Annotated in this window: 25 protein-coding genes; 11 read left to right on the top strand and 14 right to left on the bottom strand. The window is 66.1% G+C overall.

What is annotated here, in order from left to right:
• The gene (locus tag NO363_RS07725) at positions 1-504 is read right to left on the bottom strand and encodes a gamma carbonic anhydrase family protein (RefSeq protein WP_256684146.1); all 504 of its coding nucleotides are present in this window, start codon (positions 502-504) and stop codon (positions 1-3) included.
• Positions 505-583: 79 nt separating this feature from the next.
• Between NO363_RS07725 and NO363_RS07720 the strand changes: the two genes are divergently transcribed.
• Positions 584-1,552, top strand: a complete 969-nt coding sequence (locus NO363_RS07720) for a fumarylacetoacetate hydrolase family protein (RefSeq protein ID WP_256684144.1) — start codon at positions 584-586, stop codon at positions 1,550-1,552.
• A gap of 46 nt (positions 1,553-1,598) precedes the next feature.
• On the opposite strand, the gene NO363_RS07715 is transcribed toward NO363_RS07720, so the two are convergent.
• Positions 1,599-2,786, bottom strand: a complete 1,188-nt coding sequence (locus NO363_RS07715) for an acyl-CoA dehydrogenase family protein (protein ID WP_256684142.1) — start codon at positions 2,784-2,786, stop codon at positions 1,599-1,601.
• Between the two features lie 148 nt (positions 2,787-2,934).
• On the opposite strand from NO363_RS07715, the gene NO363_RS07710 reads away from it, so the two are divergent.
• The 4 genes from NO363_RS07710 to NO363_RS07695 all read left to right on the top strand — a co-directional run bounded on the left by NO363_RS07710 (position 2,935) and on the right by NO363_RS07695 (position 5,774).
• Positions 2,935-4,101 carry an ISH3 family transposase gene (locus NO363_RS07710; RefSeq protein ID WP_256684140.1) on the top strand — a complete coding sequence of 389 codons (1,167 nt, stop codon included), beginning with the start codon at positions 2,935-2,937 and terminating at the stop codon, positions 4,099-4,101.
• A gap of 185 nt (positions 4,102-4,286) precedes the next feature.
• Positions 4,287-4,823, top strand: coding sequence for a GrpB family protein (locus NO363_RS07705; protein ID WP_256684138.1), 537 nt, complete (start codon positions 4,287-4,289; stop codon positions 4,821-4,823).
• A 177-nt stretch (positions 4,824-5,000) separates the two neighbouring features.
• Positions 5,001-5,240 (top strand): DUF8593 domain-containing protein, encoded by a 240-nt coding sequence (locus NO363_RS07700; protein WP_256684136.1) that lies wholly within the window; start codon positions 5,001-5,003, stop codon positions 5,238-5,240.
• Between the two features lie 126 nt (positions 5,241-5,366).
• On the top strand, positions 5,367-5,774 hold the full coding sequence (locus NO363_RS07695; RefSeq protein ID WP_256684135.1) for a hypothetical protein: 408 nt from the start codon (positions 5,367-5,369) through the stop codon (positions 5,772-5,774).
• An 11-nt stretch (positions 5,775-5,785) separates the two neighbouring features.
• Here the strand turns inward: NO363_RS07695 and NO363_RS07690 are convergent, their stop codons facing one another.
• Complete coding sequence (locus tag NO363_RS07690) at positions 5,786-7,432, bottom strand: class I adenylate-forming enzyme family protein (RefSeq protein WP_256684133.1); 1,647 nt, start codon at positions 7,430-7,432, stop codon at positions 5,786-5,788.
• A gap of 54 nt (positions 7,433-7,486) precedes the next feature.
• Entirely contained in the window at positions 7,487-8,452 is a 966-nt protein-coding gene (locus tag NO363_RS07685; RefSeq protein ID WP_256684131.1) for an MBL fold metallo-hydrolase, read from the bottom strand.
• A gap of 108 nt (positions 8,453-8,560) precedes the next feature.
• Between NO363_RS07685 and NO363_RS07680 the strand changes: the two genes are divergently transcribed.
• The gene (locus tag NO363_RS07680; protein WP_256684129.1) at positions 8,561-10,261 is read left to right on the top strand and encodes an acyl-CoA carboxylase subunit beta; all 1,701 of its coding nucleotides are present in this window, start codon (positions 8,561-8,563) and stop codon (positions 10,259-10,261) included.
• Here the strand turns inward: NO363_RS07680 and NO363_RS07675 are convergent.
• The 5 genes from NO363_RS07675 to NO363_RS07655 form a co-directional block, all read right to left on the bottom strand.
• Complete coding sequence (locus NO363_RS07675; RefSeq protein ID WP_256684128.1) at positions 10,258-10,671, bottom strand: GIY-YIG nuclease family protein; 414 nt, start codon at positions 10,669-10,671, stop codon at positions 10,258-10,260. The two genes, NO363_RS07680 and NO363_RS07675, sit on opposite strands and share 4 nt — an antisense overlap.
• 69 nt (positions 10,672-10,740) lie before the next feature.
• Entirely contained in the window at positions 10,741-11,547 is an 807-nt protein-coding gene (locus tag NO363_RS07670; RefSeq protein ID WP_256684126.1) for an SDR family oxidoreductase, read from the bottom strand.
• The gene (locus NO363_RS07665) at positions 11,547-12,428 is read right to left on the bottom strand and encodes a beta-keto acid cleavage family enzyme (RefSeq protein WP_256684125.1); all 882 of its coding nucleotides are present in this window, start codon (positions 12,426-12,428) and stop codon (positions 11,547-11,549) included. Before NO363_RS07665 ends, NO363_RS07670 begins: the two co-directional genes overlap by 1 nt.
• Before the next feature lie 11 nt (positions 12,429-12,439).
• Positions 12,440-13,246, bottom strand: coding sequence for an enoyl-CoA hydratase/isomerase family protein (locus NO363_RS07660; protein ID WP_256684124.1), 807 nt, complete (start codon positions 13,244-13,246; stop codon positions 12,440-12,442).
• A 119-nt stretch (positions 13,247-13,365) separates the two neighbouring features.
• Complete coding sequence (locus tag NO363_RS07655) at positions 13,366-13,767, bottom strand: CBS domain-containing protein (protein ID WP_256684123.1); 402 nt, start codon at positions 13,765-13,767, stop codon at positions 13,366-13,368.
• Positions 13,768-13,892: 125 nt separating this feature from the next.
• Between NO363_RS07655 and NO363_RS07650 the strand changes: the two genes are divergently transcribed.
• On the top strand, positions 13,893-14,267 hold the full coding sequence (locus tag NO363_RS07650; protein ID WP_256684122.1) for a VOC family protein: 375 nt from the start codon (positions 13,893-13,895) through the stop codon (positions 14,265-14,267).
• A 54-nt stretch (positions 14,268-14,321) separates the two neighbouring features.
• A complete protein-coding gene (locus NO363_RS07645) occupies positions 14,322-16,148 on the top strand; it encodes a DEAD/DEAH box helicase (RefSeq protein WP_256684121.1) in 1,827 nt (608 codons plus the stop codon).
• Positions 16,149-16,177: 29 nt separating this feature from the next.
• Here the strand turns inward: NO363_RS07645 and NO363_RS07640 are convergent, their stop codons facing one another.
• Together NO363_RS07640 and NO363_RS07635 are read right to left on the bottom strand one after the other, a co-directional pair.
• Complete coding sequence (locus NO363_RS07640) at positions 16,178-16,357, bottom strand: hypothetical protein (RefSeq protein ID WP_256684120.1); 180 nt, start codon at positions 16,355-16,357, stop codon at positions 16,178-16,180.
• A complete protein-coding gene (locus NO363_RS07635) occupies positions 16,357-17,463 on the bottom strand; it encodes an aminotransferase class V-fold PLP-dependent enzyme (RefSeq protein WP_256684118.1) in 1,107 nt (368 codons plus the stop codon). The genes NO363_RS07640 and NO363_RS07635 overlap by 1 nt, the downstream gene beginning before the upstream one ends.
• Before the next feature lie 87 nt (positions 17,464-17,550).
• Here NO363_RS07635 and NO363_RS07630 point away from each other — a divergent pair, with 87 nt between their 5' ends.
• From NO363_RS07630 to polX, 3 genes are read left to right on the top strand one after another with little or no spacing between them, the layout of a single operon-like run.
• Positions 17,551-18,318 (top strand): creatininase family protein, encoded by a 768-nt coding sequence (locus NO363_RS07630; protein WP_256684117.1) that lies wholly within the window; start codon positions 17,551-17,553, stop codon positions 18,316-18,318.
• 47 nt (positions 18,319-18,365) lie between these two features.
• The gene (locus NO363_RS07625) at positions 18,366-18,797 is read left to right on the top strand and encodes a DUF5788 family protein (RefSeq protein WP_256684115.1); all 432 of its coding nucleotides are present in this window, start codon (positions 18,366-18,368) and stop codon (positions 18,795-18,797) included.
• Positions 18,794-20,533 (top strand): DNA polymerase/3'-5' exonuclease PolX, encoded by a 1,740-nt coding sequence (gene polX, locus NO363_RS07620; protein WP_256684113.1) that lies wholly within the window; start codon positions 18,794-18,796, stop codon positions 20,531-20,533. The genes NO363_RS07625 and polX overlap by 4 nt, the downstream gene beginning before the upstream one ends.
• Here polX and NO363_RS07615 read toward each other — a convergent pair whose 3' ends face one another.
• The 3 genes from NO363_RS07615 to NO363_RS07605 form a co-directional block, all read right to left on the bottom strand.
• Complete coding sequence (locus NO363_RS07615) at positions 20,534-20,938, bottom strand: rhodanese-like domain-containing protein (protein WP_256684111.1); 405 nt, start codon at positions 20,936-20,938, stop codon at positions 20,534-20,536. It lies immediately after the preceding gene.
• A gap of 40 nt (positions 20,939-20,978) precedes the next feature.
• Positions 20,979-21,521 carry an NUDIX hydrolase gene (locus NO363_RS07610; protein WP_256684109.1) on the bottom strand — a complete coding sequence of 181 codons (543 nt, stop codon included), beginning with the start codon at positions 21,519-21,521 and terminating at the stop codon, positions 20,979-20,981.
• 65 nt (positions 21,522-21,586) lie between these two features.
• Positions 21,587-23,332: a Rieske (2Fe-2S) protein gene (locus NO363_RS07605; RefSeq protein ID WP_256684107.1), complete on the bottom strand. Its 1,746-nt coding sequence runs from the start codon at positions 23,330-23,332 to the stop codon at positions 21,587-21,589.
• Between the last annotated feature and the right edge of the window lie 207 nt (positions 23,333-23,539).

Raw genomic sequence — 23,539 nt, 5'->3', positions numbered from 1 at the left:
TCAGTCGACGCGCTCGGACGAGCGGTCGTGGCGTTTCGCCAGCTCGACGTAGTGTTTGCCGGCATGGATCCACGGTGAATCTTCGACCTCTTTACGGATTTCGGCGGGCGTCCCGGCGACGAGCGTGTTCGGCGGGACGTCCATCCCTTCGGTGACGACGCTGCCCGCCGCGACGAGACTCTCCTCGCCGATGTGTGCGTCGCCGAGCACGGTCGCGCTCATCCCCACCATCGCGCGCTCGCCGACCGTGGCTGCGTGGACGATGGCCGTGTGGCCGACGGTCGCGCCGGGGCCGATCTCGCAGCCCTCGTGGCAGACCGCGTTGTCCTGGACGTTCGCGCCCTCGCGGAGGACGATCGCGCCCGAATCGCCACGGAGGGTGACGTTCGGCCAGACGCTCGCCTCGGCCTCGATCGTGACGTCGCCGATGACGACCGCCGATTCGTCGACGCGCGCCGACTCGTGGATGGTGGGTTCGGTGCCCTCGAACGAACGGATGACCATGCGATCCGCTGTCGCCGCGGGCGCATAAACCCACGCGGCCTGGGGGAACGTATAGGTGCGTGGGCACGAGCGTTCACGCATGCAACTCGCCACGTTCGCGGTCGACACGCAGCTCGGACCGAAACGACGTGTGGGGATCAACACCGAATCGGGACTCGTCGACGCGACGACTGGCTACGCCTGCGTGCTCGACGAGCGAGGCGAACCGACGCCCGTGGAACTCGCCGAATCCATCGCGCCACCCGAGATGATCGCCTTTCTCGAACGTGGCGAGCGTGCGATCGAGGCCGCCCGAGACGTCGTTTCGTTCGTGGAGCGCGACGGCCGCGAACGCGGCCCGAACGATGCATGCATCGTCTTCGATTCCGACGACGTGCAACTCCTGAGCCCACTTCCGCGCCCGAACTCGCTGCGCGACTGCATGGCCTTCGAGGAGCACGTCGCGAACACGATGGGCGAGGACGTTCCTGAAGTCTGGTACGAACAACCGATCTACTACAAAGGCAATCCCGATTCGATCCGCGGTACCGGCGAGACGGTCGTCTGGCCCGATTCCTCGGAGCTGATGGATTTCGAACTCGAACTCGCAGCGGTCATCGGCCGCGAGGGCCGCGACATTCCGGTCGAAGCGGCCGATTCGTACATCGCGGGCTATACCATCTTCAACGACTTCAGCGCGCGCGACGTGCAGGGTCGCGAGATGGAGGGAAACCTCGGGCCGGCGAAGGGCAAGGACTTCGCCAACGCGCTCGGGCCGTATCTCGTGACGGCCGACTCCTTCGACGTCGAAAGTGCGACGATGACGGCCGAAATCGACGGCGAGACGTGGTCATCTGGCACACCCGGCGCGATGGAACACACCTTCGCGGAGATCGTCGCCCACGTCTCGCGCGACGAACCCCTCCATCCCGGCGACGTCATCGGTAGCGGCACGGTCGGCGAGGGCTGTGGCCTCGAAATCGGGCGCTTCCTGGACGACGGCGACCGCATCGCGCTGTCAGTCGAGGGTATCGGGACGCTCGAAAACCGTGTGGTCACGTCGGAGTAAAACCCGGCACTGGTCGATCGCCTCTTCCCCCGAAATCTCATCGTGCTCAGTACGACCGAGGTAGGCCGAGATGGTGCTCAGCGATGAAGTTCTTCGCCATCTCGTTCGAGACGGGCGCGGTCTGGGTGAGCCGGGAGTTCTGCCAGAGGTCGTAGACCTCGTACTCGGGCGTGAACCCGTTGCCGCCGTGGGTCTGGATCGCCTGTGAGGCTGCCTCGGTGGCGAACTCGCTCGTCAGCAGTTTGGCCGCGTTGGCCTCCATGCCGCAGTCCTCGCCGTCGTCCCACTTGGCGGCGGCATCGTAGGTGAGCTGCTGGGCGGCGGTGAGTTTGGCGTAGTGCTCGGCCAGCGGGTGCTGGATGGCCTGATGGCTCCCGATCGGCTGGCCGAACACATCACGGTCGTTGGCGTACTCGACCGCGAGATCGATCGCGCGCAGTCCGCCTCCGAGAGCGCTCGCCGCGCCGCCGATGCGCTCGGTGTTAAGGGTATCGAACAGGAGGTAGAGCCCACCGTCCTCGGCCCCGAGGATACGGTCCTCGTGGACGCGCAGTCCGTCGATGTCGACCTGGTACTGGGTCTCGAACCACGGCACCGTGGTCTCCACGGGCGTCAGCGAGATCCCGTCCTGATCGGCCGGTTCCGGGACGAGGAACATCGTGACCCCGTGGGTGGGGTTCGAGGGATCGAGTTCGGACGTGCGCGCGACGAGTAGCATCTCGTCGGCGTTCTCGACGCCGCTGATGAACGTCTTCTGGCCCGAGAGCACGAACTCGTCGCCCGCGTGCCCGCCGGCACGATCAACGCGTTCGGCCTCGGTGTCGATGTTGAGCGTGTTCGTGCCTGCACGCGGTTCGGTCAGTCCCATGCAGAAGCGCATGTCGCCGTCCGCGATCTTCGGGAGATACTCCTCCTTCTGGGCCTCGGTACCGTGGCGTTCGATGCCGACGCCGCCGAACACGGGTGTGAGGACGAAAATAATCCCGCCCTGTCCGCCGCCGCGCGAGAGCTCCTCGATGACGATCGCCATTTCGAGCATCCCCATCCCTTCCCCACCGTACTCCTCGGGGATGGCGACGCCGAGCCAGCCGTTGTCCGCGAGGTCCTGCCAGTATTCCTCGGGAAACTGTTTCTCGTTGACGCACTCGCGCCAGTATTCGGCGTCGTACTCGGCGGCGATCTCCCGCGTCGCCTCCCGGATCATCTCGTGTACGTCGGTCTCGAAGGCAGCCATGGACATTGTGAGCGTCCACCACTCATAGTGGTTGTGCCGCTCATCGAAGGACGGCTCGGACGAGCGGCTTATTTCCGTTCTCGCGCTCTGGAACACATGATCAGTACCTCGCAAAGCCGGTTAGTGGCGACGTCTGCTTGCTGGAGATGTGACCACAAAACAGCAAGCAGACGACGAAATCCACGAGGACCAGCTCCTTAATTTCCTCGTCAACACTCTCACTGGCACGTTCTCCCTCACCCTCGGCGAGAACGCTGAAATCGACCCTGACGACATCTTCGAAGTCCTCGTCGGCGCGTGCGCCGACGGGACCTCCATCTCTTCGCTCTGCAAGCATAGCGAAGACGCTCCCTCTGGCACTAACGTCCTCCATCACCTCCGTACGAAGTTCAATCTCGACGGCGTCGCTTCCGTCGGTAATCTCCTGCTCCAACGCGACGTGCTCGAACTTCTTCCCGAGCAGGTGGAGGTCGTCGCTGACCTCCACCTGCGGCCCTACTACGGTGATGAAGACGAAACCGAGGGCCTCTATCACTCCGAAGCCAAACGTGGCACGACCGCGTTCCACGCCTACGCTACTCTCTACGCGCGCGTACGAAACAAACGCTACACGCTGGCGGTGCGCCGTCTCGAAGACGGCGACACCGCCAGCAGTGTCCTCGCGGAGTTCCTCGGTCTTCTCGAAGGCCTTGACCTCGAGGTCAAGGCTGTCTATCTCGATTCAGAGTTCTACGACGGCAAGTGTCTCACGCTGCTGCACGCGCACAACTACGCCTACGTCGTTCCGATCATCAAGTGGGGAGCGGCGATCAAGACGGAGCTTCGTCAGGGGTGGAGTCGGACCATCACTCACGACCTCGAAACGGGATTCGACGGTCACGAGTGGACCGTCGAATTTCCTGTCTACATCGACTGTACGTACCAGAACGGGCGATACGACGAGCACGGCGTGGCGCGTCACGGCTACGCCGTGGACGCGCCGTTCATCGAGACGCCCTCACAGGCGCGGACCTACTACAGCCGTCGGTTCGGCATCGAATCGAGCTACCGCCTCGCGGAGAAGACAACGATTTCGACGACAACGACTGATCCGACGCAACGGCTGCTGTTCGTCGTGATCAGTCTGCTCTTCCAGAACGCCTGGCGGTATTTGCACTGGGAGTACGTGGCGACGCCCCGCCGTGGCGGGCGTCGCCTATGGGAATGGTCGTTCGAGGAGTTCATCCGCATGGTGACGCGGGCAGCGTGGACGGCCCTCGACGTGCGTCGGGCCGTCCCCGCGAATAAGCCACCTGACGAGCGCTTCGAGCGCTGATCCACCGATCAGGACCGCCCGCTTGTCGAGTGGCAACGCTGTCGCGTCGGCGGCGTTCCGCCGCCGACTGCGACAGGCTCGATGCTCTCCATGCCGAATCGTCTTTCCCAGCAGTTGCTCGGCACCGATTTTCCATCGAACTCACATCTCAGAAGCAGTCAGCCGACGAGCTTTGCGAGGTACTGATGATTGGTCTGGAGCGCGGCAACGTCACGCTCGTTTCCCACCAACCGAAGTGGAAACGAGAGTACGAAACTAAAGTCGACCGACTCGAATCCAGCACCGGCGATCGACTCCACGGCTACGAACACGTCGGTAGCACCGCCATCGAGGGGATTGCCGCGAAACCCGTCATCGACCTGCTAGCTGTGCTCGACGATCTCTCCGCTGCCCGCGAGTCGCTCGTTCCGCTCCTCGAAGAGCACGGCTATGAGCATCGACCGGGCGATGTTCAAGGACGACTGTTCTTGGCGAAGGGGCCGCGCTCGAACCGCACGCATTACCTCTCGCTCACCGAGCGGGACAGCGATTTCTATGCCGAAACACTCGCGTTCCGAGACTCCCTCTGCGAGAATGCCGACATTGCGGCGGAGTACGAATCGCTGAAGCGGGAATTGGCGGAAAAACATCCGGACGACCGGGAGACGTACACCGAACGAAAAAATCCGTTCGTCGAGCGTGTCCTCGAAGACGCGATGAACGACCGAGGCGGAGCGGATTGAATCTCGATTAGCAGTGTGCTGCGGCCAGTTCTGGCGGTTTCACCGATCGGATGGACGACTGGCGTTCTTCGATCTCGTCATGCCATGCGAGCACCGACGAGCGATCGATAAATCGGTGTAATGCTTGCAAGTACCTGGCATGCGCACTTGCCGCTGGCTCTCAAGATGTCAAACGCGATGCCGAAGAACATCACAGCGGAGGACGAGGGGAAACCGGTCGTCGACGCCCGGGACGACCAGATCGGCGTCGTCGCCGAGGTCGAGGGCGACACGGCCTGGATCGAGTTCGATCCGGGCCTCACCGACGAGGTCAAAAGCCGCCTCGGTTTCGGCGATGCATCGGGCCAGGACACCGACCCGATAGACGAAGAGCAGATCGACGCCGTCGGCGACGACAAGGTGATCTTGAAGAACTGAGCGCCACTACGTTTCCACGCCGTTTCGAGCGGGCGGGCAGCGCACCATTTCCCGTCCGGCCCCAATCGGAATTTTGAGTGCGCACGAGCGAGTAGCGGCCAGTATGGCAGAGGGGAAAGAACCGACATGACTGAGGCTGACGCCGTTTTGAACGCCGAGACGCGGCGCGCACTCCGCAACTGGGGCCAGCGGCTCTTCGCGGTCGGCGCAGGCGTACTGACAGCTCTCGTGCTGCTCGTCCCGATCGCCGTGACGGCGGTGCGGCCGGCTGGCGTACTCTTCCATCTCGCCGTCACACTCGTCTTCAGCCTCGTTTTGCCGATCATCGCGGCGTATGTCGCCGTGAGGGCCTACGGACTCACCCACGACGAGGTGATCCGTGTCGGCAAGCGGCTGCTCGGCACGGCCGTCGCGGACATCTCGACGCTCAGCGATCACTCGGACGTACGCCGGTCGGAAACCGACCAGCAAGGCGACGACACGAGCGATCCGACGACACTCGTTACGAACTCCGACGACGAGGGCCAACGGTAGTTCGCCCGCGCTCAGAACTCCTCATCGGTCGATCGGAGGGGCTCGTTGAGTCGCTCCGTGGCGTCGGCTTCGAGCTTGTACCGCTGGACCTTGCGCGTCGCGCTCCGTGGGAGTTCGTCGACGAAGAACACCCGCCGAGGATGGGCGTAGCTCGCGACGTGATCGAGCGTGAACTCCCGAAGGGCGTCCTCGCCGAGCTCGGTTCCGTCTTCGGCGACGACGAACGCGACCGGGGCCTCGCCCTTCACCTCGTGAGGAGCGGCGACGACCGCGGCTTCAGCGATGTCGGGATGGTCGTAGAGTGCTTCTTCCACCTCGGCGGGATAGACGTTCTCGCCGCCGACGATCAGCATGTCGTCGGCACGATCGACCATCCAGAAGTAGCCATCGGCGTCGACGCGCGCGATATCGTCGGTGTAGAACCAGCCATCGTCGTCGAACACCTGCTCGGTTTTCTCCGGGCGTTCGTAGTAGCCCTCGAACACCTGCGGGCCGCGGACGGCGATCTCGCCGGTGACGCGCTCGTCGTCCTCGAAGTCGATCTCGGGATCGACGAACGGAGTGAGGTCGTCGGGGCCGACGAGCGTCTCGCGGGTCGCCGGATCGGCGATCTTGCACTCGATGTTCGGCACCGGCGGGCCGATGCAACCCGCGGCCTTGCGCACCCCGCGCGAGGGCTCGGTCGTGCCCGCGGGCGACGTCTCGGTCATCCCCCAACCCTCGGTCATCGGGACGTCCCAGGCCTCCTCGATCTCCCGGCGGGTCGCGTCCGCGAGCGGTGCGGCCGCGCAGGTGACGCTGTCGAGCGACGAGAGGTCGTACTCGTCGGGTTGCTGTCGGTACTCGCGATGCATCATCGTGTACATCGCCGGGACGCCCGCGAAGTGGGTGATGACGTGCTCACCGATGGCGTCGAGCATCGGCTGGGCCTCGGGCTGGGGCTGGAGCACCATCTTTGCGCCCGTGTAGAGAAACGTGCCCATGACCGCGTTCAGCGCGTAGATGTGGAACAGGGGGAGGACGAGCAACACCGAATCCTCGGCGTCGACGTTGAGACCGCCCGTATCGTACGATTCGATCGTCGAGAGGAGATTTTGGTGTGTCAGCAGCACACCCTTCGGCTTGCCGGTCGTCCCGGAGGTGTAGGGCTGGCAGGCCACGTCGTCGAACGATCGTTCCGGCCCCGCGAACTCGTCGCCCGCCGCATCGAGTTCGTGCGAGAGGTTGACGACGCCGTCCTCGGCAACACCGGGCAGAAACGTCGTTTCCAGTCCGGCGGCCGCCGCGAGGCCCGTCGCCTCCTCGGCGAGCAACGGCGAGGCGATCATCGCGTCGACGTTCGCATCGTCGAGGACGAACGCGAGCGTCTCGGGATCCATCCGTAGGTTGAGCGGGATCGGCACCGCGCCCGCACGGATCGTCCCGAAGTAGGCGCTCGGGAACTGGAGCGTGTTCGGGACGAACAGTCCGACGCGTTCGTCCGGTTCGACGCCGTGATCGGTGAGGACGTTGGCCACTCGGTTCGCCTCGTCGTCGAGTTCGTTGTAGGACTGTTCCTCGCCGAAGGCGACGAATGCCGTCTTCTCACCGTAGCGATGGGCCGCCATCGCCGGGAGGTCGCCCATCCGTCGAAGGGGGCCGCCGTCGTGATACTCCATGGTATGGTACGACACGTCTCGCGTGGCGTATTAAGTGTTCGTGCGTGAGCGACGTCAGCGGCTGTAGTAGCGAACGCCGTCGACGACCTCTGCTTCGATTCTCCCCCTTGCAGCGAGATGGGCGAGCACCGCGACCGTCTCGGGGAGGAGATTGGTGGGATCGTCGTCGTCCGTTCGTCGGGTGACGACGTCGGCAGCCGTCCGTGGCTCGTCGAGCGATTCGACCGTGTTGTCGAGCAGTCGATCGAGGCTCCGGCGGTCGCGCTCGATAGTGTGCTCGAAATCGGTGTGAACGGGGCCGTGACCGGGGTAGACGCGATCCGGATCGAGCGCCGCGAGGCGGTCGAGCGCGCCGTAAAACGCCGCGATAGCCTCGTCGACGCCACGATCGAGCCCCGTGTGGAGGGTGACGGGACGGAACGACTCGATGGCCATGTCGCCGGCGAGGAGCGCGCGCTCGCCGTCGAGTTCGACCGTGAAACAGCAGTGATCTGCCTGATGGCCGGGCGTGTGGAGCACGTCGACCGGGATGCCGCCGATGTCGTACGAGTTGCCGTCCTCGACCCAGACGTCGACCGCGGCCGGCGGGAGGAGATCACGATTGCGTTCGAGCGATTCGACGGCCATCCCGACCGCCCGTTCGTGGTCGTCACCCGTCAGACCGGCGCGCGTCGCGGTCTCCTCGACGACGGCGTCGAGATCGTCGCTGTCGCGCGCGAACCGCTCGCGGACCCCGACGGGCGCGTAGACGGTGGGGTCGGCCGCCGCGATCACGGCGTTGGTCTGGCCGATGTGGTCGATGTGGGGATGGGTGAGGACGAGCTGGTCGATCTCCGCGAGCTCGTAATCGACGGCCGCGAGCGCCTCGCGGAGCTGGCGTTCGCTGTCGTCGCCCGGCATGCCGGCATCGACGAGCGTCGGCCGCTCGCAGTCGACGAGATAGCTCGCGACGTGGCCGGGTGGCCAGTCGACATCGAACTCGATGCGGTGGACGGCCGTCGCCCGCTCGCGTTGGGCCATTGTCCCCGAGAGTCCCGTGGCGCGAATAAACGTGACGCCCAACTGTGCGGTACGGCAACCGCGGATACGGCGCAGTAGTTTGAAACCATGTGGGTGCGAGACATATGCATGGAGATCGACGTCGGCGAGGAAATCGACGGTGAAACCGCCCGCGCGCTCGCCACCGCGGTCTCGGAGCATCTCGGACGATCGGTCGAACTCGTCGCGGACGGCGAACGAGTCGCCGACGCCGGCGAGGGCGACTGGAACGAGGCCGGCACGGTGATGACCGACCGCGAACAGCGCCTCCGCGACGATATCGAGGGTGTCCTCACGGGCGGGCCGGAACGCGGCCACGGGAAGATCGCGGATCTCGGCAAACTGTTCGTTCGCGATCGCCTGGAGATGGTCTTCGATCGGATCGAGTACGAGGACGGTACGTTCGCGCGCCACAGCGACGATGACGACCTCGCGGCCGACGGACTGCTGACCGGGATTGGACTGATCGACGGCCGACGGGTGGCCTTTACCGCGAACGATTACACCGTAAAGGCCGGCTCGCTCGGACAGGACGGGGTCGAGAAGGTCATCCGCATCGAGGAGCGCGCGATGGAGCTCGACATCCCGATGCTCAGGCTGATCGACTCGACCGGCGCGCGCCTAGACGCCACCGAGCGCGACCCGGGCGACACCCACATGGGTCGCTATCACGGCGGGCGGATGTTCTACAACCAGTGTCGGCTCTCGGGACAGGTGCCCCAGATCGGCGTGCTCTACGGCCCCGACATTGCCGGCTCGGCGTACACACCGGTCTTCTGTGATTTCCTGATCATGGTCGAGGGGATCTCGGGGATGGCGATCGCCTCGCCGCGCATCGTCGCGGCGATGACCGGCGAGGAGGTCGACATGCAGTCGCTCGGCGGACCCGAGGTGCACGCGACCCGCAGCGGAAGCGCTGATCTCGTCGTTCCCGACGAGCAGGCCGCCGCCGAGACGGCCCGCGACCTCCTCTCGTATCTCCCGCAGAACTACACCGAGAAACCGCCCGAGAGCACGCCCGTTCCGCCGCTGAAGAACCCGAAGGGTCTCGACGGCGTGATTCCGGAAGCGCCGAACGAGGCCTACGACGTTCACGACTCCATCGATCGGCTCGTCGACAGGGAGTCGTTCTTCGAGCTCAAACCCCGGTTCGCGCCCGAACTCGTGACGGGGCTGGCGCGCATCGACGGCCGACCAGTCGGGATCGTGGCGAACCAGCCGAACCGCATCAGCGGGGCGATCTTCCCGGATTCGGCCGACAAGGGCGCGGGTTTCGTCTGGACCTGCGACGCCTTCAACATACCTCTCATTTATCTCTGCGACACGCCGGGGTTCATGATCGGCTCGCAGGTCGAGCGCGAAGGCGTACTCCGGAAGGGCCGGAAGTTCATCTACGCGACGGCGAACGCACAAGTACCCAAATTCTGCGTCATCACCAGGAAGGCCTACGGCGCGGGGATCTACGCGATGTGCGGACCGGCCTTCGGGGCCGACGCGACGCTCGCGCTCCCGTCCGCCGAGATCTCCGTGATGGGACCCGATGCGGCTGTCCACGCCCTCTTCGGCGAGCAGATCGCCGAGCTTGACGGGGAGGCGCGCGAGCAGTTCGTCGAGAGCGCGAAGGAGGAGTTCGAGAATTACGTCGACATCGAGGCCCAGGCCTCGAACATGGAGGTCGACGAACTGCTCCCCGCCGGCGATCTGCGCGACCAGTTGAGAGCCCGCCTCGCCACGTTCGCCACCAAGCGCCGCGACGAACGTCCGCGCCACCACGGCACCGTCCTGTTCTAAGGTGCGAACGCCCGGTGTGCGCCCTGTATCGCCCGCCACAGTCGCTCGCGGTCGGGGTCGAAGGCGAGGTGGGACTCACAGTCACAGTCCGAGGCACCGAACCCCGCCACCGGCTGGCCGGGAAGCACGTCGGCGACCGCGCATTCGACGTCCGCGTCGGCCGTCCGCGCGACCGTTGCAATGGTCGTTTTTGTGTGACCGAGCAGGTAGTCGATATGCCAATGACGGGTGTCGTTCTCGCCGTCGTCGACCGTACGGTGGCGTTCGATACGCGCGAACCCGCCCGTGCCGAACGCGCTGCCAGTGTAGGCGTACCAGCCAGGATTGAAGACGTGTTCGCCGAGCGCGCCGACGGTGATGGTCGTGCGCTCGGGCATCACGACGAGCAAGGTGTACGTTCCGCCGGGCATGATCGGTCGATGGCCGCCGATCGCCTAACGGTCACGGAACTCGCTCGTCGATCGCGGTTTCTGGATCGCTCAGAACGGCGTCGGCGCGAGCAGCTGGCCGCCGTCGACGGTGAAGTAGCCGCCGGTGACGTAGGCGGCCGCGGGACTGGCGAGGAAGAGTACAGGAGGAACGCAGTCGGCGGGCGTGCCGAACCGGTCGGCGGGCACGTCGTCCAGGAACGCGTCGGGCAGTTCGCCGCCGGCGGCCTCGGTCACGCCTTCGGTTTCGACGATCCCCGGCGCGACCGTGTTCGCCCGGATGCCGTGCTCGCTCCACTCGCTTGCCACGGTTTGCATCAGGTTGTGGACGCCGGCCTTGCCCGCGCCGGAGTGGGCGTGATACGGCGCACCCCTGACGGAGTTGGTCGCACCCATCGAGACGATCGCCCCGCCACCCTCGTCTATCATGTGCTCGCCCACGGCGAACGTGCAGTAGGCCGTCCCGTCCAGGATCGTGCCGACGACCGCGCGCCAGCCGCCCGGCGTGAGCGATTCGCTCGGTCCGAGGAAGTTCGCGCCCGCGTTGTTCACGAGAACATCGATGCCGCCGAACTCCTTGACCACCGTGTCGACCATCGTCTCGACCGCGTCGTACTCGCGGACGTCGACGGTGGTCGCGCACGCCTCGACCCCTCGCTCTTCGATCTCGTCGGCGACGGGTTCGAGGTGGTCCAGCTCGCGGCTGGCGATGGCCACGTCCGCACCGCAGTCGGCGAGCGCAAGCGCGATCGCCCGGCCGATGCCCGTCCCGCCGCCGGTCACGAGTGCGACCTCGGCCGCGAGAAGATCGTCGGCGAAGAGTTCCTCGACGGGCGGCGTTGGGCCGAGCCCCGCCATCAGTCCAACCCCATGATGGCACGTGCCTCGTCGGGCGTCGCCGGCTCGCGGCCCACCGAATCGGCGAGCGTGGCCGCGTGCGCGACGAGTTCGGCGTTGGTCGCCATCTCGCCGTCCGGCAGGTAGAAGTTGTCCTCCAGCCCGACGCGGACGTTGCCACCCATCGAGAGCGCCGCGGCGACGAGCGGCCACTGATCCCGACTGATGCCAATCACCTGCCAGTTCGCGCTCGCAGGGAGCTGGCGTACCTGATGAGCCAGGTTCTCGACGGTCGCCGGGATCCCGCCCAGGACACCCATGATGAGGCTGAACTGGAGCGGATGAGTGAGTTCGTCCTGCTCCAGAAGCGGTCGCGTGTTCCCGATATGGCCGGTGTCGAAACACTCCAACTCCGGGCGCACGCCCGCTTCCTCCATCGCGGTGACGAACCGACGGATCTCGTCGAAAGGGTTCTCGAACACCATGTCGAAGACGAATTCATCCCGACTGTCGGAGTATTTCGCGTAGTTCATCGACCCCATGTTGAGCGCGGCGATCTCCGGCCCGACCTCCTCAACGTACTCGATGCGCTCCTCCGGCGGCGCGTCGAGCGCACCTGTCGAGAAGTTGACGACGATGTCGGTGCGCTCGCGGATCTCGTCGTGGATCTCCCGATAGATGTCGGTGTCGAACGTCGGGCTTCCGTTCTCGGTGCGGGCGTGGATATGGGCGATCGCCGCCCCCGCCTCGCGCGCCGCGGCGGCGTCCTCAGCGATCTCCGCTGGCGTGTAGGGGATCTCTTCACACTGATCGCGGGTGGTGAGCGCGCCCGTGAGCGCTGCCGAGATGATCGTTCTATCGGGATCGTTGCCTTTGACGGATTCTTGCTCTCGTATCGTCATGGTTCCTCCATCTATCGGTCGCTCCAGTCGGGTTCCTCGTCCATCAGGAAGGCGTTGATCCCCTCCTCGGTGTCCTCGCTCATGGCGATCAGCGCGATGATCTCGCGCATGTAGGACAGGGCCTCGTCGAAGCCCATGTCGCGCTGTGTGTAGTAGGCCCGCTTGCCCATCTCGATCAGCACCGGCGAGGAGGCTGCGAGATCGTCCACCAGTTCGTCGAGTTCGCTCTCGAACTCGCTCTCCGAAACGATGTCGGTCGTCAGCCCCATCTCGTGGGCGCTCGCGGCGTCGATATGCTCGCCGGTGAACAGCAGTTTCAGCCCGCGCTTTTCCGTGACGGTGCGCATAATCGGGACGAGCGCCTGGGCGGGGAACAGGCCGATATCGACCTCCGGCGTGCCGAATGTGGCGTCCTCGCTCGCGAGCAGCATGTCACACGCCGCGGCGAGCCCCATCCCGCCCGCGAGACAGTAGCCCTCGACGGCTGCCACGGTCAGCGCGCGCGTCTCGACGAGCCGCCCCATCAGTCGCGATAGCCCCGTGAACCCCTCACGATAGGTCTGTGGCCCTTCGCCGAAGTTCGCGGCCATGCTCTTCAGATCGCCGCCCGAGCAGAAGGTTCCGCCCGCACCGCGGATGACGACTACCCGTGCCGGTCCCTCGTCGGCGATCGCGAGCACGTCGAGCAGCCCCTCGATCACCGCCTCGTTCAGCGCGTTGCGCTCGTCGGGCCGGTCGATCGTCGCCTGGATCACCAGACCATCGTCGCTCTCGTGTACGTCGAGCGTGTCGTTTCCCGCCGCCGTTCGCTCGGTCATCCCTTTTCACTCCGGTCACCACGTCGACTGTCGGTGCTCATCTCGCAATCCACCTGTCTGTGAACCACTCACACTGGTGGCTGTTAACTGTACGCCCTCGGATGAGTGGTGGGTCCGGCTCAGGCCGGGCTCGGCGTCTGGACATGCGAGAGGTACGCCGCGAGATCGCTGGAGGTGATCATCCCGATGAGGCCGTCCTCGTCGCTGACGACCGGCATGTGGTGGAAACCGTGCTCGGTCATCGCGTCCGCGACGTCGCGGATGGGGTCCTGAGCGCTCGTCGTGACGACGTCGGCGGTCATGTAGTCCGAGACCGGTGTCTCGGCTTTCGGACGGCTCTTGGCGACGATATCGACGAAATCCGTTCGCGTGAGGATGCCCCGCAGCTCGCCGTCCTCGACGACCACGACCGAGCCGACGCCGTTGTCGAGCATCAACTCCGCCGCGTCGGCGACGAGCGTCTCGGGAGCCACGGTGTGCAGATCGGTCGACATCAACCGCCCGACGAAGAGATCGTCCATAACGGTCGATCGTGTGGGTACGTGATAAACGTTCACACTGTGGTGAAATCCGCCGGGTGGCGGGAGGGATCGGGGGCGAAGCGAGCGACCAGCCGATTTATTCGCGGCGGGGCGCACGGAGTGCCATGGAGCTACTTCACCCCTGTCTCAACGTCGCAGACATGGATCGTGCGGTCGCGTTCTACACCGAGGAGCTCGATTTCACGGAGTCGTGGTCGTTCGAGACGCCCGACGGCGAGACCGAGAACCGCTATCTGGCCGCCGAGAACGGCGTCGAACTCCAGCTGTCGAAAACCGAAGGAGTGGACGAGCTCGAAGCGGGCACCGCCTGGGACCACCTCGCCGTGAGCGTCGAGAGCGTCGATCGGGTCTTCGAGGAGATCGACCACCACGGGGTCGTCAAGGAACCGACCGACGTACAGGCCGCCGGCACGCGGATCGCGTTCGTCCGCGATCCCGACGGCCACGTGATCGAGTTCGTCGAACCGCTCGACGACTGACTGAGGATCGGCGAGGCGGAAGTCGTTTGTCCACAGCGGCGCTGCTATCGAGTAGTGACGGACACGAACGCGAGCGAGCAGCCCGAGGACGGGACCGCCATCACCGCCGCCACGTTCCGCGCGGCGCTCGAAGAACTCGAAGAGCCCGTGGCGACCGCGAGCGCGGTGGCGCGCGTCCTCGACTGCAGCCAGACCGACGCGAGCGACGCGCTCGATCGGCTGGCCGAAGCTGGGCAACTCGACCGCCAGGACGTGGGCGACGACCCCGTCGTCTGGTATCCTCGCGAGTTCGCCGATTTCGTCGATCCCGAGCACGTCGTCGTCTTCCCCGAACGCCGCGAGCTCGTCGTCGAACGGCCCGAACAGTTCACCCGCGCGCAGCTCACGCAGTTCGCCCATCTCGTCGACTCGGCCGACGAGGCCTACATCTACGAGATCCGCGAGGAGGACGTCTGGTGGGCTCCCTACGACCACATCGACGGGCTCGTCGGGACGATGCGCGACGTGCTGGGCGAACCCGCACCGGAACTCGAAGAGTGGGTCGAGCGCCAGTGGACGCGCGCCCGGAAGTTCGCGCTGACGACCCACCAGGACGGCTACACGGTCCTCGAAGCCGAGAGCCCCGAACTGATGGGCAACGTCGCGCGCCAGAAACTCGACGCGGACCAGCTCCACGGGCCGATCTCCGACACCGAGAGCTGGGTCGTCGAGGGCAAGGAAGGTTCGATCAAGCGCACGCTCTACGACGCCGGCTATCCGGTCCAGGACCAGCGCGAACTCGAAGGCGGCGCGGAGCTCGACATCGACCTCGGCGTCGATCTGCGCGAGTATCAGGAGGACTGGCTCGACCGCTTCCTCGACACCGGTGCGGGCGTGCTTGTCGGCCCGCCGGGCAGCGGGAAGACGATCGCCGCCATCGGCGCGATGGCCGAGATCGGCGGCGAGACGCTGATCCTCGCGCCGGGTCGCGAGCTCGCCGGCCAGTGGCACGAACAGCTGCTCACCCACACCTCCCTCGATCCCGAGCAGATCGGCGAGTACCACGGCGGCGAGAAGGAGATCCGACCGGTGACGATCGCCACCTACCGCACCGCGGGGATGGACCGCCACCGCAAGCTGTTCGACGAACGACGGTGGGGACTCATCGTCTACGACGAGGTCCACCACGTGCCAGCGGCCATCTACCGCCGCAGCGCCGATCTCCAGGCTAAACATCGCCTCGGGCTGTCGGCGACCCCGATCAGGGAAGACGACAAGGAGGGCGAGATCTTCACGCTCATCGGCCCGCCGATCGGGACGGACTGGGCGAAACTGTTCGAGGCGGGCTTCGTCGCCGAGCCCGAGGTCGAACTCCGCTACGTCCCGTGGCGCTCGGAGGAGGATCGCACCGAGTACGCGAGCGTCGAGGGGTACGAGCGCCGGCAGGTCGCCGGTACGAACCCGGCGAAACTCGACGCGATACGCTCGCTGCTCGCCGATCACGCGGACGCGAAGACGCTGATCTTCGTCGAGTGGCTCGACCAGGGCCGGGAGTATTCGGATGCACTCGATATCCCCTTCATCAGCGGCGAGACGCACTATCCCGAGCGCGAGCGGCTGTTCGACGAGTTCCGGCGCGGCGAGCGAAGCAGACTGCTCGTCTCGCGGGTCGGCGACGAGGGTATCGATCTGCCGAACGCGGAGGTCGCCATCGTCGCCTCCGGGCTCGGCGGCTCGCGCCGGCAGGGCTCACAGCGTGCCGGCCGGACGATGCGCCCGTCGGGTAACTCGCAAATGTACGTGCTCGCCACCCGCGGCACTCGCGAGGAGGAGTTCGCCAGAAACCAGCTCCGCCATCTCGCCGGCAAAGGTGTCCGTCTGACCGAGACCGAGACGGACTGATTCCGGAGAAAAGTCGTGGCGTGGAGGGCTCAGAACGGGAGATAGCCGAGATACATCCCGCCGAAGAACAGTCCGAACACCACGACGAGCAGCAGCAAGATCCCCATCAGATACTGGTAGGCCCCGTCGACCGTCGTCAGCTGCGGAACGTTCATGCCTGTGTCGTTGCGGTCGAACCCTTTAGTGCTACCGTCCTCCGTCGACGACATCAGAGCACCTCGCAGAGCGCGTCGATGTCTTCGTCGGTGTTGTAGACGTGGACCGAGACGCGGACGGCCGCCGGCGACGGGATCGACCGGATCGTGACGTCCGCGTCGGCGAGGCGTGAAACGGTGGCCGCGGGATCGTCGGCGGCGATCGTCACCAGCCCGGATTCGTACTCGCGTGGGCTCAGTAGTCGATCGTCGTCGATCCCCTCCTTGAGTCGGTCGGTGAGTCGCTCGATGCGACCTTCGACCGTCTCGATCCCGATCGAGTCGATGGCGTCCATCGCCGCCTGGAGCCCGGCATACGGTGCTGGCGAGGTCGTGCCGATTTCGAGGCGTTTCGCGCCCGCCGAGAACTCGTAGCCGTCACCCTCGGGATCGGTCACGCTCCGGTAGCCGACCCGTTCGGGCACGAGCGCGTCTGTCGCCTCGTCAGCGACGTAGAGGAAGCCGGCACCCCACGGCCCGCAGAGCCACTTGTGGCCGGCACCGACGACGAAATCCGCGCCCCACTCGCCGACGTCGACATCGACCTGTCCCGGCGACTGGACGGCATCGACGAGCACGCGCGCGCCGGCATCGTGGGCGATCCCTGTGAGTTCGGCGACGGGCAAGCGAGTGCCGTAGTTCCAGGTGATCGAGCTCAGACAGAGCAGGTCTGCGTCCGAGAGCAGTTCCGTGGCCTGCTCGCGGTCGATGCGGCCTGCCTCCGTTTCGAGTACCCTGACCTCGATCCCCTGCGTGTCGCGGAGACGTTGCCACGGCAGCACGCCGGCCGAATGTTCGCAGTCGGTGCGCACCACCACGTCGCCCTCCTGCCAGGGGAGCGCCGTCGCGACGCGACTGATCCCATCGGCGGTGCTCTGGGTCAGCGCGATCTCGTCGGTGTCGGCTCCGAGGAATTCGGCGACGCGCGCACGGGTCTCCTCGAACGTCTCGAACAGCGCGGGATACGCGCCCTCGGCCGCGGGAGCGACGTGCTGCTGGCGTTCGATCTCGTCGGTCGCAGCGTCGACGACGCTCGTCGGTGCGGGGCTCGCCGCGCCCGTGTTCAGATAGGTGACCTCGTCGAGGACGGGGATCTCCTCGCGGAGGTCGAGCGGATCCATGTGTCGAAAAACACGGGCCCCATAGAAGGATGTTCCCGTTCGTTCCCGATTGAACACTGTTATCCCCTGGCCCGGCGGATTTTTCGTATGTACCTCGCGGATCGGACGTGGCCGGAACTCGACGATATCGACGAGCGATCGCTCGCGGTCGTGCCTGTGGGCTCGACCGAACAGCACGGCCCGCACCTCCCGCTCGCGACCGATCATCTCATCGCCGAATCGCTCGCTCACGAGGCGACCAGCCGGGCCGACGTGCTCTGCACGCCGACGGTGAACGTCGGCGTCAGCCCCCACCACCGCCAGTTCAACGGCACGATGTGGGTCGACCCGCCGGCGTTCAGGGACTACATGGAGAGCCTCGCGCGCAACCTCACCTATCACGGCATCGACCGGATCGTCTTCGTCAACGCGCACGGCGGCAACGTCAGCCACCTCAGAGAGGTCGGTCGCCGCCTGCGCGATGCGGGCGACGCCTACGCCATCGAGTGGATGTGGAACGATTCGATCCCCGAGCTCGTCGACGAACTGTTCGCGACGAACGGTCCCCACGGTGGTCCGAAGGAGACGGCCATGATCCAGCACATCGCGCCCGATCTCGTCCGCGAGGAGGAGTTCGAGACCGCCCGCGACGACGGGCTCGTCGACTTCGACGAAGGAGGCATGACGGTCCACGGCGCGCGGACGTTCTACGACTCGATCGATAACACCGACAGCGGCGTCCTCGGCGACCAGACCGACGCCACCGCGGAAAAGGGCGAGCAGCTGTTCGAGGCCGCTGCCGACCAGCTCGTCCAGCTGCTCGACTGGCTCGCCGACCAGCCCCGCGACGCGCTGATGGCGAAGCCACACGTCTGACATCGTCCCTCCGCAGGGTCGAAGTGGACTCGGCTCCGAGCGATGGCATGAAACCGTATGAGCGAAAACAGCTCCTCGCGCGCATCGATCGCGAGGGGGCGACCGTCGGAGCCGACATCCCCGAGGAGATCACGGTCCAGGGAGAGCGCCTCGCACTCGCCGAGTTCGTCTTCGAGACGCGCTCGCGGGAATCGGTGCCCGCCGGCGAGCGCGAAACCGTCGAGCAGGCCAAGCGAAATCTCCGGCGCGAGCGCATCGAACGCCGACAGCGAATCGAGGAGGACGATATCAGTCGCGAACGCGGCGAGGAGCTCGTCGAGAGCATCATCGGGATCGAGCGCGCGCTGCACGCGCTGTCCGATCTCGGGACGAGCGACGTCGAGCGCGAGGCGACGGCGAGCGAGACCGCCGACCGCAAACGCTGGATGAACTTCCTGAAGCAGGCACTCGGCCAGGACAGTTCGAGGGCGCGGCGATGAACGACAACGACGCCGTCGCCGACCGCTTCGAGGAGTTCGCCGATCGCCTCGAAGCCACAGGAGTGGAGTACAAACCCCAGTCCTATCGCCGGGCGGCCGAGAACGTCCGTGCCCATCCCGAGTCGGTCGAGTCGCTGGTCACCGACGGAACGGATGCTGTCGAGGGGATCGAGGGCGTCGGCGACGCGCTCGCCGCGAAGATCGTCGAGTACGTCGAGACGGACGAGATCGAGGAGCTGGAAGAGCTGCGCGACGAACTCCCCGTGGAGATGGCGGCGCTCACGCGCGTCGAGGGCGTCGGTCCGAAGACCGTCGGCACGCTCTACGAGGAGCTCGGCGTCGAGGACCTGGACGATCTCGAAGCGGTCGCGCGCGAGGAGCGCATCAGGGAGATCGACGGGTTCGGCGCGAAGACCGAGGAGAACATCCTGTCGGGGATCGACTTCGCCCGACAGGCCGGCGAGCGCTCGCTGCTCGGCGACGCGCGCCCGCTCGGCGAGGAACTGCTGCACTACGTGAGTGAGTCGGCGGCGGTCGCCGACTGCGAACTCGCGGGCTCGCTGCGGCGCTGGCGCGAAACCATCGGCGACGTCGATCTGCTCGTGGCGAGCGACGAACCCGAGTCCGTCGTCGAGCGGTTCACCGACTGGGACGATCGCGACGAGATCATCGAGGCCGGATCGAGCAAGGCGAGCATCCGCTCGGAGGGCATGCGCGTCGATCTCCGGGTCGTCGTCCCCGCGGAGTTCGGCAGCGCGCTCCAGTATTTCACCGGGAGTCGCGACCACAACATCGGTTTCCGCAATCGCGCCATCGAGCAGGATCTGAAGGTCAACGAGTACGGCGTTTTCGACATCGCCGATGTCGACGACATCGAAGCGGACCAGCGGGTCGGCGAGCACGTCGCGGGCGAGACGGAGGAGGAGATGTACGACGCCGTGGGGCTGCCCTGGATCCCGCCCGAGCTCCGCGAGGACGGCGGCGAACTCGCCGCCGCGGCCGACGGCGACCTGCCCGATCTCCTCGCCGAGGACGACGTTCGCGGCGATCTCCACGTGCACTCGGAGTGGTCGGACGGCGACAACACGATCGCGGAGATGGTCACGGCCGCGGCGGAGTTCGGCCACGAGTACCTCGCCATCACCGATCACGCGAGCGGACCGGGGATCGTCGCCGACATGGGCCTCGACGACGCGGCTCTCGAATCCCAACGCGAAGCGATCGAGTCGGCCGCGGAGAACGTCGATATCGAAGTGCTCGCAGGCGTCGAGGCGAACATCGAGGCCGACGGCGAGGTCTCTGTCGGGGAGAGTGTCCTGGAAGCGCTCGACGTGGTGATCGCCTCGCCACACAGCGGGCTCGACGGCGACGGCACCGAGCGCATCGTCGGCGCTATCGAGCAGCCCCACGTCGACATCATCGGCCATCCGACGGGGCGCTATCTCAACCGGCGAACGGGTCTGGAGCTCGATTTCGAGCGGATCGCCGAGGCGGCCGCGGAGTATGGGGTCGCGCTCGAAGTGAACGCGAACCCGCAACGGCTCGATCTCTCGGGTGGTGCGGTGCGGACGGCGATCGAGGCCGGCGCGACGATCGTCATCGACACCGACGCCCACCAGCCGGCGAGCTACGATCTGCTCCGATACGGCGTCCACACCGCCCGACGCGGCTGGGCCGAGACGGGCGACGTGCTCAACGCGCGCGATTACGACGGACTCCGGAAGTTCTTGGACTGATCAGAACGGTGCGTCGGTCTCGCTGCCGGATGGGACCGCACCGTCGGCGGCGTTGTCGTCGCTCGTACGATCGGCGGCAGCGCCGTGCTCGGCGGCATCGAGCGGGCCGTCCCACGCTTCGAGCCCGCCGTCGAGGCTCTCGACCCGGGCGTCGTCGACGGGTTCGGCCGAGCGCAGGAGCTGGAGGGCCTGGAGGCTGGCCTTGCCGTGCGGGCAGACCGTCACGATGTGCTCGGCGTCGGCGAACTGCTCGACGCGCTGGGGCAGTTCGCCGAACGGGACGTTCTCGCTGTCGGGGATGTGGCCGCGCTCGAAGGCGGCCGGCGACCGGATATCGACGACGCGCACCGGCTCCTCCTCGTCGAGCAGGCCGGCGAGTTCCTCGGGCGTGATTTCGTCGCTCACGGGAGCCCTACCGGTTTCGCGTGAATAAAACCGCCGTTCGTCAGAGCAGGCCCTCCTCGCGTGCGAGCAGCAGTCCCTCGATCGTGGCGTCGTTGGCCGGTTCTTCGCGCGCGGTGGTGAGCGCCTCGTTGATAGGTATCGTGGTTACGGTCAGGAACTCGTTGTCGTCGAGGTCGCGGTCAGCAGGCGAAAGTCCCTCGGCGAAGACGATGGCGCGGCGGTGGCGGAGCACGCCGGTGGCGACCCAGAAATTCTCAAGGAGCGAGACGCCCGCCGCCTCGAAACCCGTCTCCTCGCGGAGTTCGCGCGCACCCGCTGTGGTGGCCGATTCGCCGTCCTCGACGATGCCCGCCGGGAGTTCGAGACACTGCTCGCCGATCGCCGGTCGGTACTGATCGACGAACACCACGCTATCGCCGTCGCGGGCGACCACCACGACCGCCGCCGGCAGCTCCGCCCAGTAGTATTTCTTCTCGCTGCCGTCGGGCTGTTCGACGCGGTCGTAGCCACCGGTGTACCAGCCGGTCTCGTACTCGACTTCCGATTCGAGAACCGGCCAGTCGTGATCGGCCTGTTCGGTCATAGCTCTGCTGCGGGCGGCGCGCGCTAAACGGTGGCGTTCGACGGTGGGCTCGCCGGGGAGCGAAGCTACTCCACCTCGTGGAGGCGCTCGCCGCGGTGCAGCCGCGTCGCGATCGAGAAGGTCTGCTCGTTCGAGCGCCGCGTCGGAAAGTGGGCGGCCATGTAGCGCGCCGCCGCCATCAGTGCCGTCCGCTGCTCGCTCTTCTCGCCGACGTACTCGAAGCGCTCGATGGCCGCTGTCAGACTCTGTAACGTGTGGAAGTCGGCGTCCTCGCGGAGCAGCCCGCGGCCGAGCGTGCGTTTGAGATCGTCAGGATCGCCGTCGGCATCGAAGTGCTCGCTCACGAGCGTCGCCGTGCGATTCGTGTTGCCCTGTTCGTCGAACGCAGCGAGCAGGTCCTCGCGGACGTCCGTGGGTGCGCGGTCGGTCTCGCCGGGGTCGGGCACCGGTGCGCGTGGCGAGTTGAGGAACCGATCGAGATAGACGCTCATCGCGCCGTCGAAACACGCCCGATAGAGTTCGGTCGCGTCGGTCTTTTCGCTCGCGCGGTGGACCGCGTTGGCGTAGGTGAACGTGTGATGGACGGTGTTCCAGTCGGTGAACTCGTTGTTCGTGGCGAACCAGAGCACTCGGCGCGTGGCTGCGCGCGCGACCGCGTCCGCGAGCTGGGACGTCGTCGCACCCGCCCTGATGGCGTCGGTCAGCGCGTCGATGATCGCTTCGGCGTCGTCGGCGAGCAGCGTCTCGACGAATCCCTCGGGTCGCTCCCATTCCTTTCCTTCGCCGGCAGCCACGAGATCGGGCAGGAGATCGTTTGCATCGGCGCAGAGACCGGCGATATCGACGGGTTGACGCCACGAGGAGAGTTCCTCGCTTCGGGTGGCGTCGGTGATCTGGGCGACCGTCGAGGCGAGCGCGGCGTCGGCGTGCTCCTCCCAGCCGAGGTGCTGAGACGTCTCGAAAGCCGTGTTGATGAAATCGAGTGCGTGCCCGGCGTTCATGTAGCGGTGGTCGGTCGCGGCCGAAAAGACGATCTCCGCGACGTCGTCGGGCGGGAGCGAGTCGATGGCCGTGAGCAGACAGCGCTCCGCGCCGTCGGCATCGCGGACCTCGCAGGTGTCCCGGAACCAGGATTTGAGTCGTTCCTTCGAGAGATTCTGATTATCGAAGGCGTACTGCTGGAATCTGGGTGGTTCGCCGGCCGAGTTGTCGGCGACCTCGCGGACGCCCGTGAACATCGCGCGGCGCTTGTCCCGGCCGCCGACGTGATCGTAGAGGTTCGCCATGCAGCCGAGGGTGGTGAGGCCGCGCCCCCAGCCCATTTCCCGATATCGGGTCCCGAAGTTGACGGCGGTTTCGAGCGGTGTGTAGAACCCCTCGCCTTCCTCGTCGAGTCCGATAATCGATTTGGCCATCACGAGCGAGATGTCTTCTTCCAGTCCGTCGGCAAGCCGATTACGGAATCGTGTCGCCGGCGGGACGTCGGGTTCCGGATTGGGGTCGAGATACACCTTGCCGTCGTCGATTTCGGTCGGAAAGGTCTGGACGTCGTCGGCGAAGAGATCGAAGGTGTCGCCTGCTTCCAGTTCGAACCGCGCGTGGTGCCAGTGGCAGGTCAGGATGCCGTCCTCGACCGTGCCGCGAGTGAGTGGAAAGCCCATGTGTGGGCAGCGGTTGTCGACGGCGTAGACCTCGCCCTCGTGGTGGAAGAGTGCGATTGGCCGGCCGTCGCTGCTGACGACTTTTCGGCCCTCGTCTTCGAGATCCGACAGCGATGCGACCTGCACGTAGCCCGTGTCTTCGACCGCCATATCTGCGGGTTGGTGACACGCCCACAAAACGGTTCCCTGAAACGATGTTTTGTAATCCGATCGACTGTTTCGTGAGGATGTTCGACGAATCGTGACTGGATGTGTGGCGGCGCGGCCGCCGCGATGCGGTGGCGGTACGGCTGCTGTGCGGTCCCTGGTGGATGAAGGGCGAACGACCGCAGGGAGTGAGGGCTTCTGCGGTGCTGT

The sequence above is a fragment of the Halococcus qingdaonensis genome, assembly GCF_024508235.1.
Classification (GTDB): Archaea; Halobacteriota; Halobacteria; order Halobacteriales; family Halococcaceae; genus Halococcus; species Halococcus qingdaonensis.
The sequence above is the reverse complement of the archived record's forward strand: the minus strand, read 5'-3'. Positions and strand labels throughout refer to the sequence as shown.

Bases quoted from the DNA above. Each gene is read 5' to 3' on its own strand.
- NO363_RS07690 (WP_256684133.1), bottom strand. From the start codon at position 7,432: ATGGAGTATCACGACGGCGGCCCCCTTCGACGGATGGGCGACCTCCCG.
- polX (WP_256684113.1), top strand. From the start codon at position 18,794: ATGAACGACAACGACGCCGTCGCCGACCGCTTCGAGGAGTTCGCCGAT.
- NO363_RS07680 (WP_256684129.1), top strand. From the start codon at position 8,561: ATGGAGATCGACGTCGGCGAGGAAATCGACGGTGAAACCGCCCGCGCG.
- NO363_RS07700 (WP_256684136.1), top strand. From the start codon at position 5,001: ATGCCGAAGAACATCACAGCGGAGGACGAGGGGAAACCGGTCGTCGAC.
- NO363_RS07605 (WP_256684107.1), bottom strand. From the start codon at position 23,332: ATGGCGGTCGAAGACACGGGCTACGTGCAGGTCGCATCGCTGTCGGAT.
- NO363_RS07655 (WP_256684123.1), bottom strand. From the start codon at position 13,767: ATGGACGATCTCTTCGTCGGGCGGTTGATGTCGACCGATCTGCACACC.
- NO363_RS07640 (WP_256684120.1), bottom strand. From the start codon at position 16,357: ATGTCGTCGACGGAGGACGGTAGCACTAAAGGGTTCGACCGCAACGAC.
- NO363_RS07685 (WP_256684131.1), bottom strand. From the start codon at position 8,452: ATGGCCCAACGCGAGCGGGCGACGGCCGTCCACCGCATCGAGTTCGAT.
- NO363_RS07635 (WP_256684118.1), bottom strand. From the start codon at position 17,463: ATGGATCCGCTCGACCTCCGCGAGGAGATCCCCGTCCTCGACGAGGTC.
- NO363_RS07720 (WP_256684144.1), top strand. From the start codon at position 584: ATGCAACTCGCCACGTTCGCGGTCGACACGCAGCTCGGACCGAAACGA.
- NO363_RS07715 (WP_256684142.1), bottom strand. From the start codon at position 2,786: ATGGCTGCCTTCGAGACCGACGTACACGAGATGATCCGGGAGGCGACG.
- NO363_RS07625 (WP_256684115.1), top strand. From the start codon at position 18,366: ATGAAACCGTATGAGCGAAAACAGCTCCTCGCGCGCATCGATCGCGAG.
- NO363_RS07650 (WP_256684122.1), top strand. From the start codon at position 13,893: ATGGAGCTACTTCACCCCTGTCTCAACGTCGCAGACATGGATCGTGCG.
- NO363_RS07660 (WP_256684124.1), bottom strand. From the start codon at position 13,246: ATGACCGAGCGAACGGCGGCGGGAAACGACACGCTCGACGTACACGAG.
- NO363_RS07670 (WP_256684126.1), bottom strand. From the start codon at position 11,547: ATGGCGGGGCTCGGCCCAACGCCGCCCGTCGAGGAACTCTTCGCCGAC.
- NO363_RS07665 (WP_256684125.1), bottom strand. From the start codon at position 12,428: ATGACGATACGAGAGCAAGAATCCGTCAAAGGCAACGATCCCGATAGA.
- NO363_RS07630 (WP_256684117.1), top strand. From the start codon at position 17,551: ATGTACCTCGCGGATCGGACGTGGCCGGAACTCGACGATATCGACGAG.
- NO363_RS07725 (WP_256684146.1), bottom strand. From the start codon at position 504: ATGGTCATCCGTTCGTTCGAGGGCACCGAACCCACCATCCACGAGTCG.
- NO363_RS07695 (WP_256684135.1), top strand. From the start codon at position 5,367: ATGACTGAGGCTGACGCCGTTTTGAACGCCGAGACGCGGCGCGCACTC.
- NO363_RS07705 (WP_256684138.1), top strand. From the start codon at position 4,287: ATGATTGGTCTGGAGCGCGGCAACGTCACGCTCGTTTCCCACCAACCG.
- NO363_RS07610 (WP_256684109.1), bottom strand. From the start codon at position 21,521: ATGACCGAACAGGCCGATCACGACTGGCCGGTTCTCGAATCGGAAGTC.
- NO363_RS07675 (WP_256684128.1), bottom strand. From the start codon at position 10,671: ATGCCCGGCGGAACGTACACCTTGCTCGTCGTGATGCCCGAGCGCACG.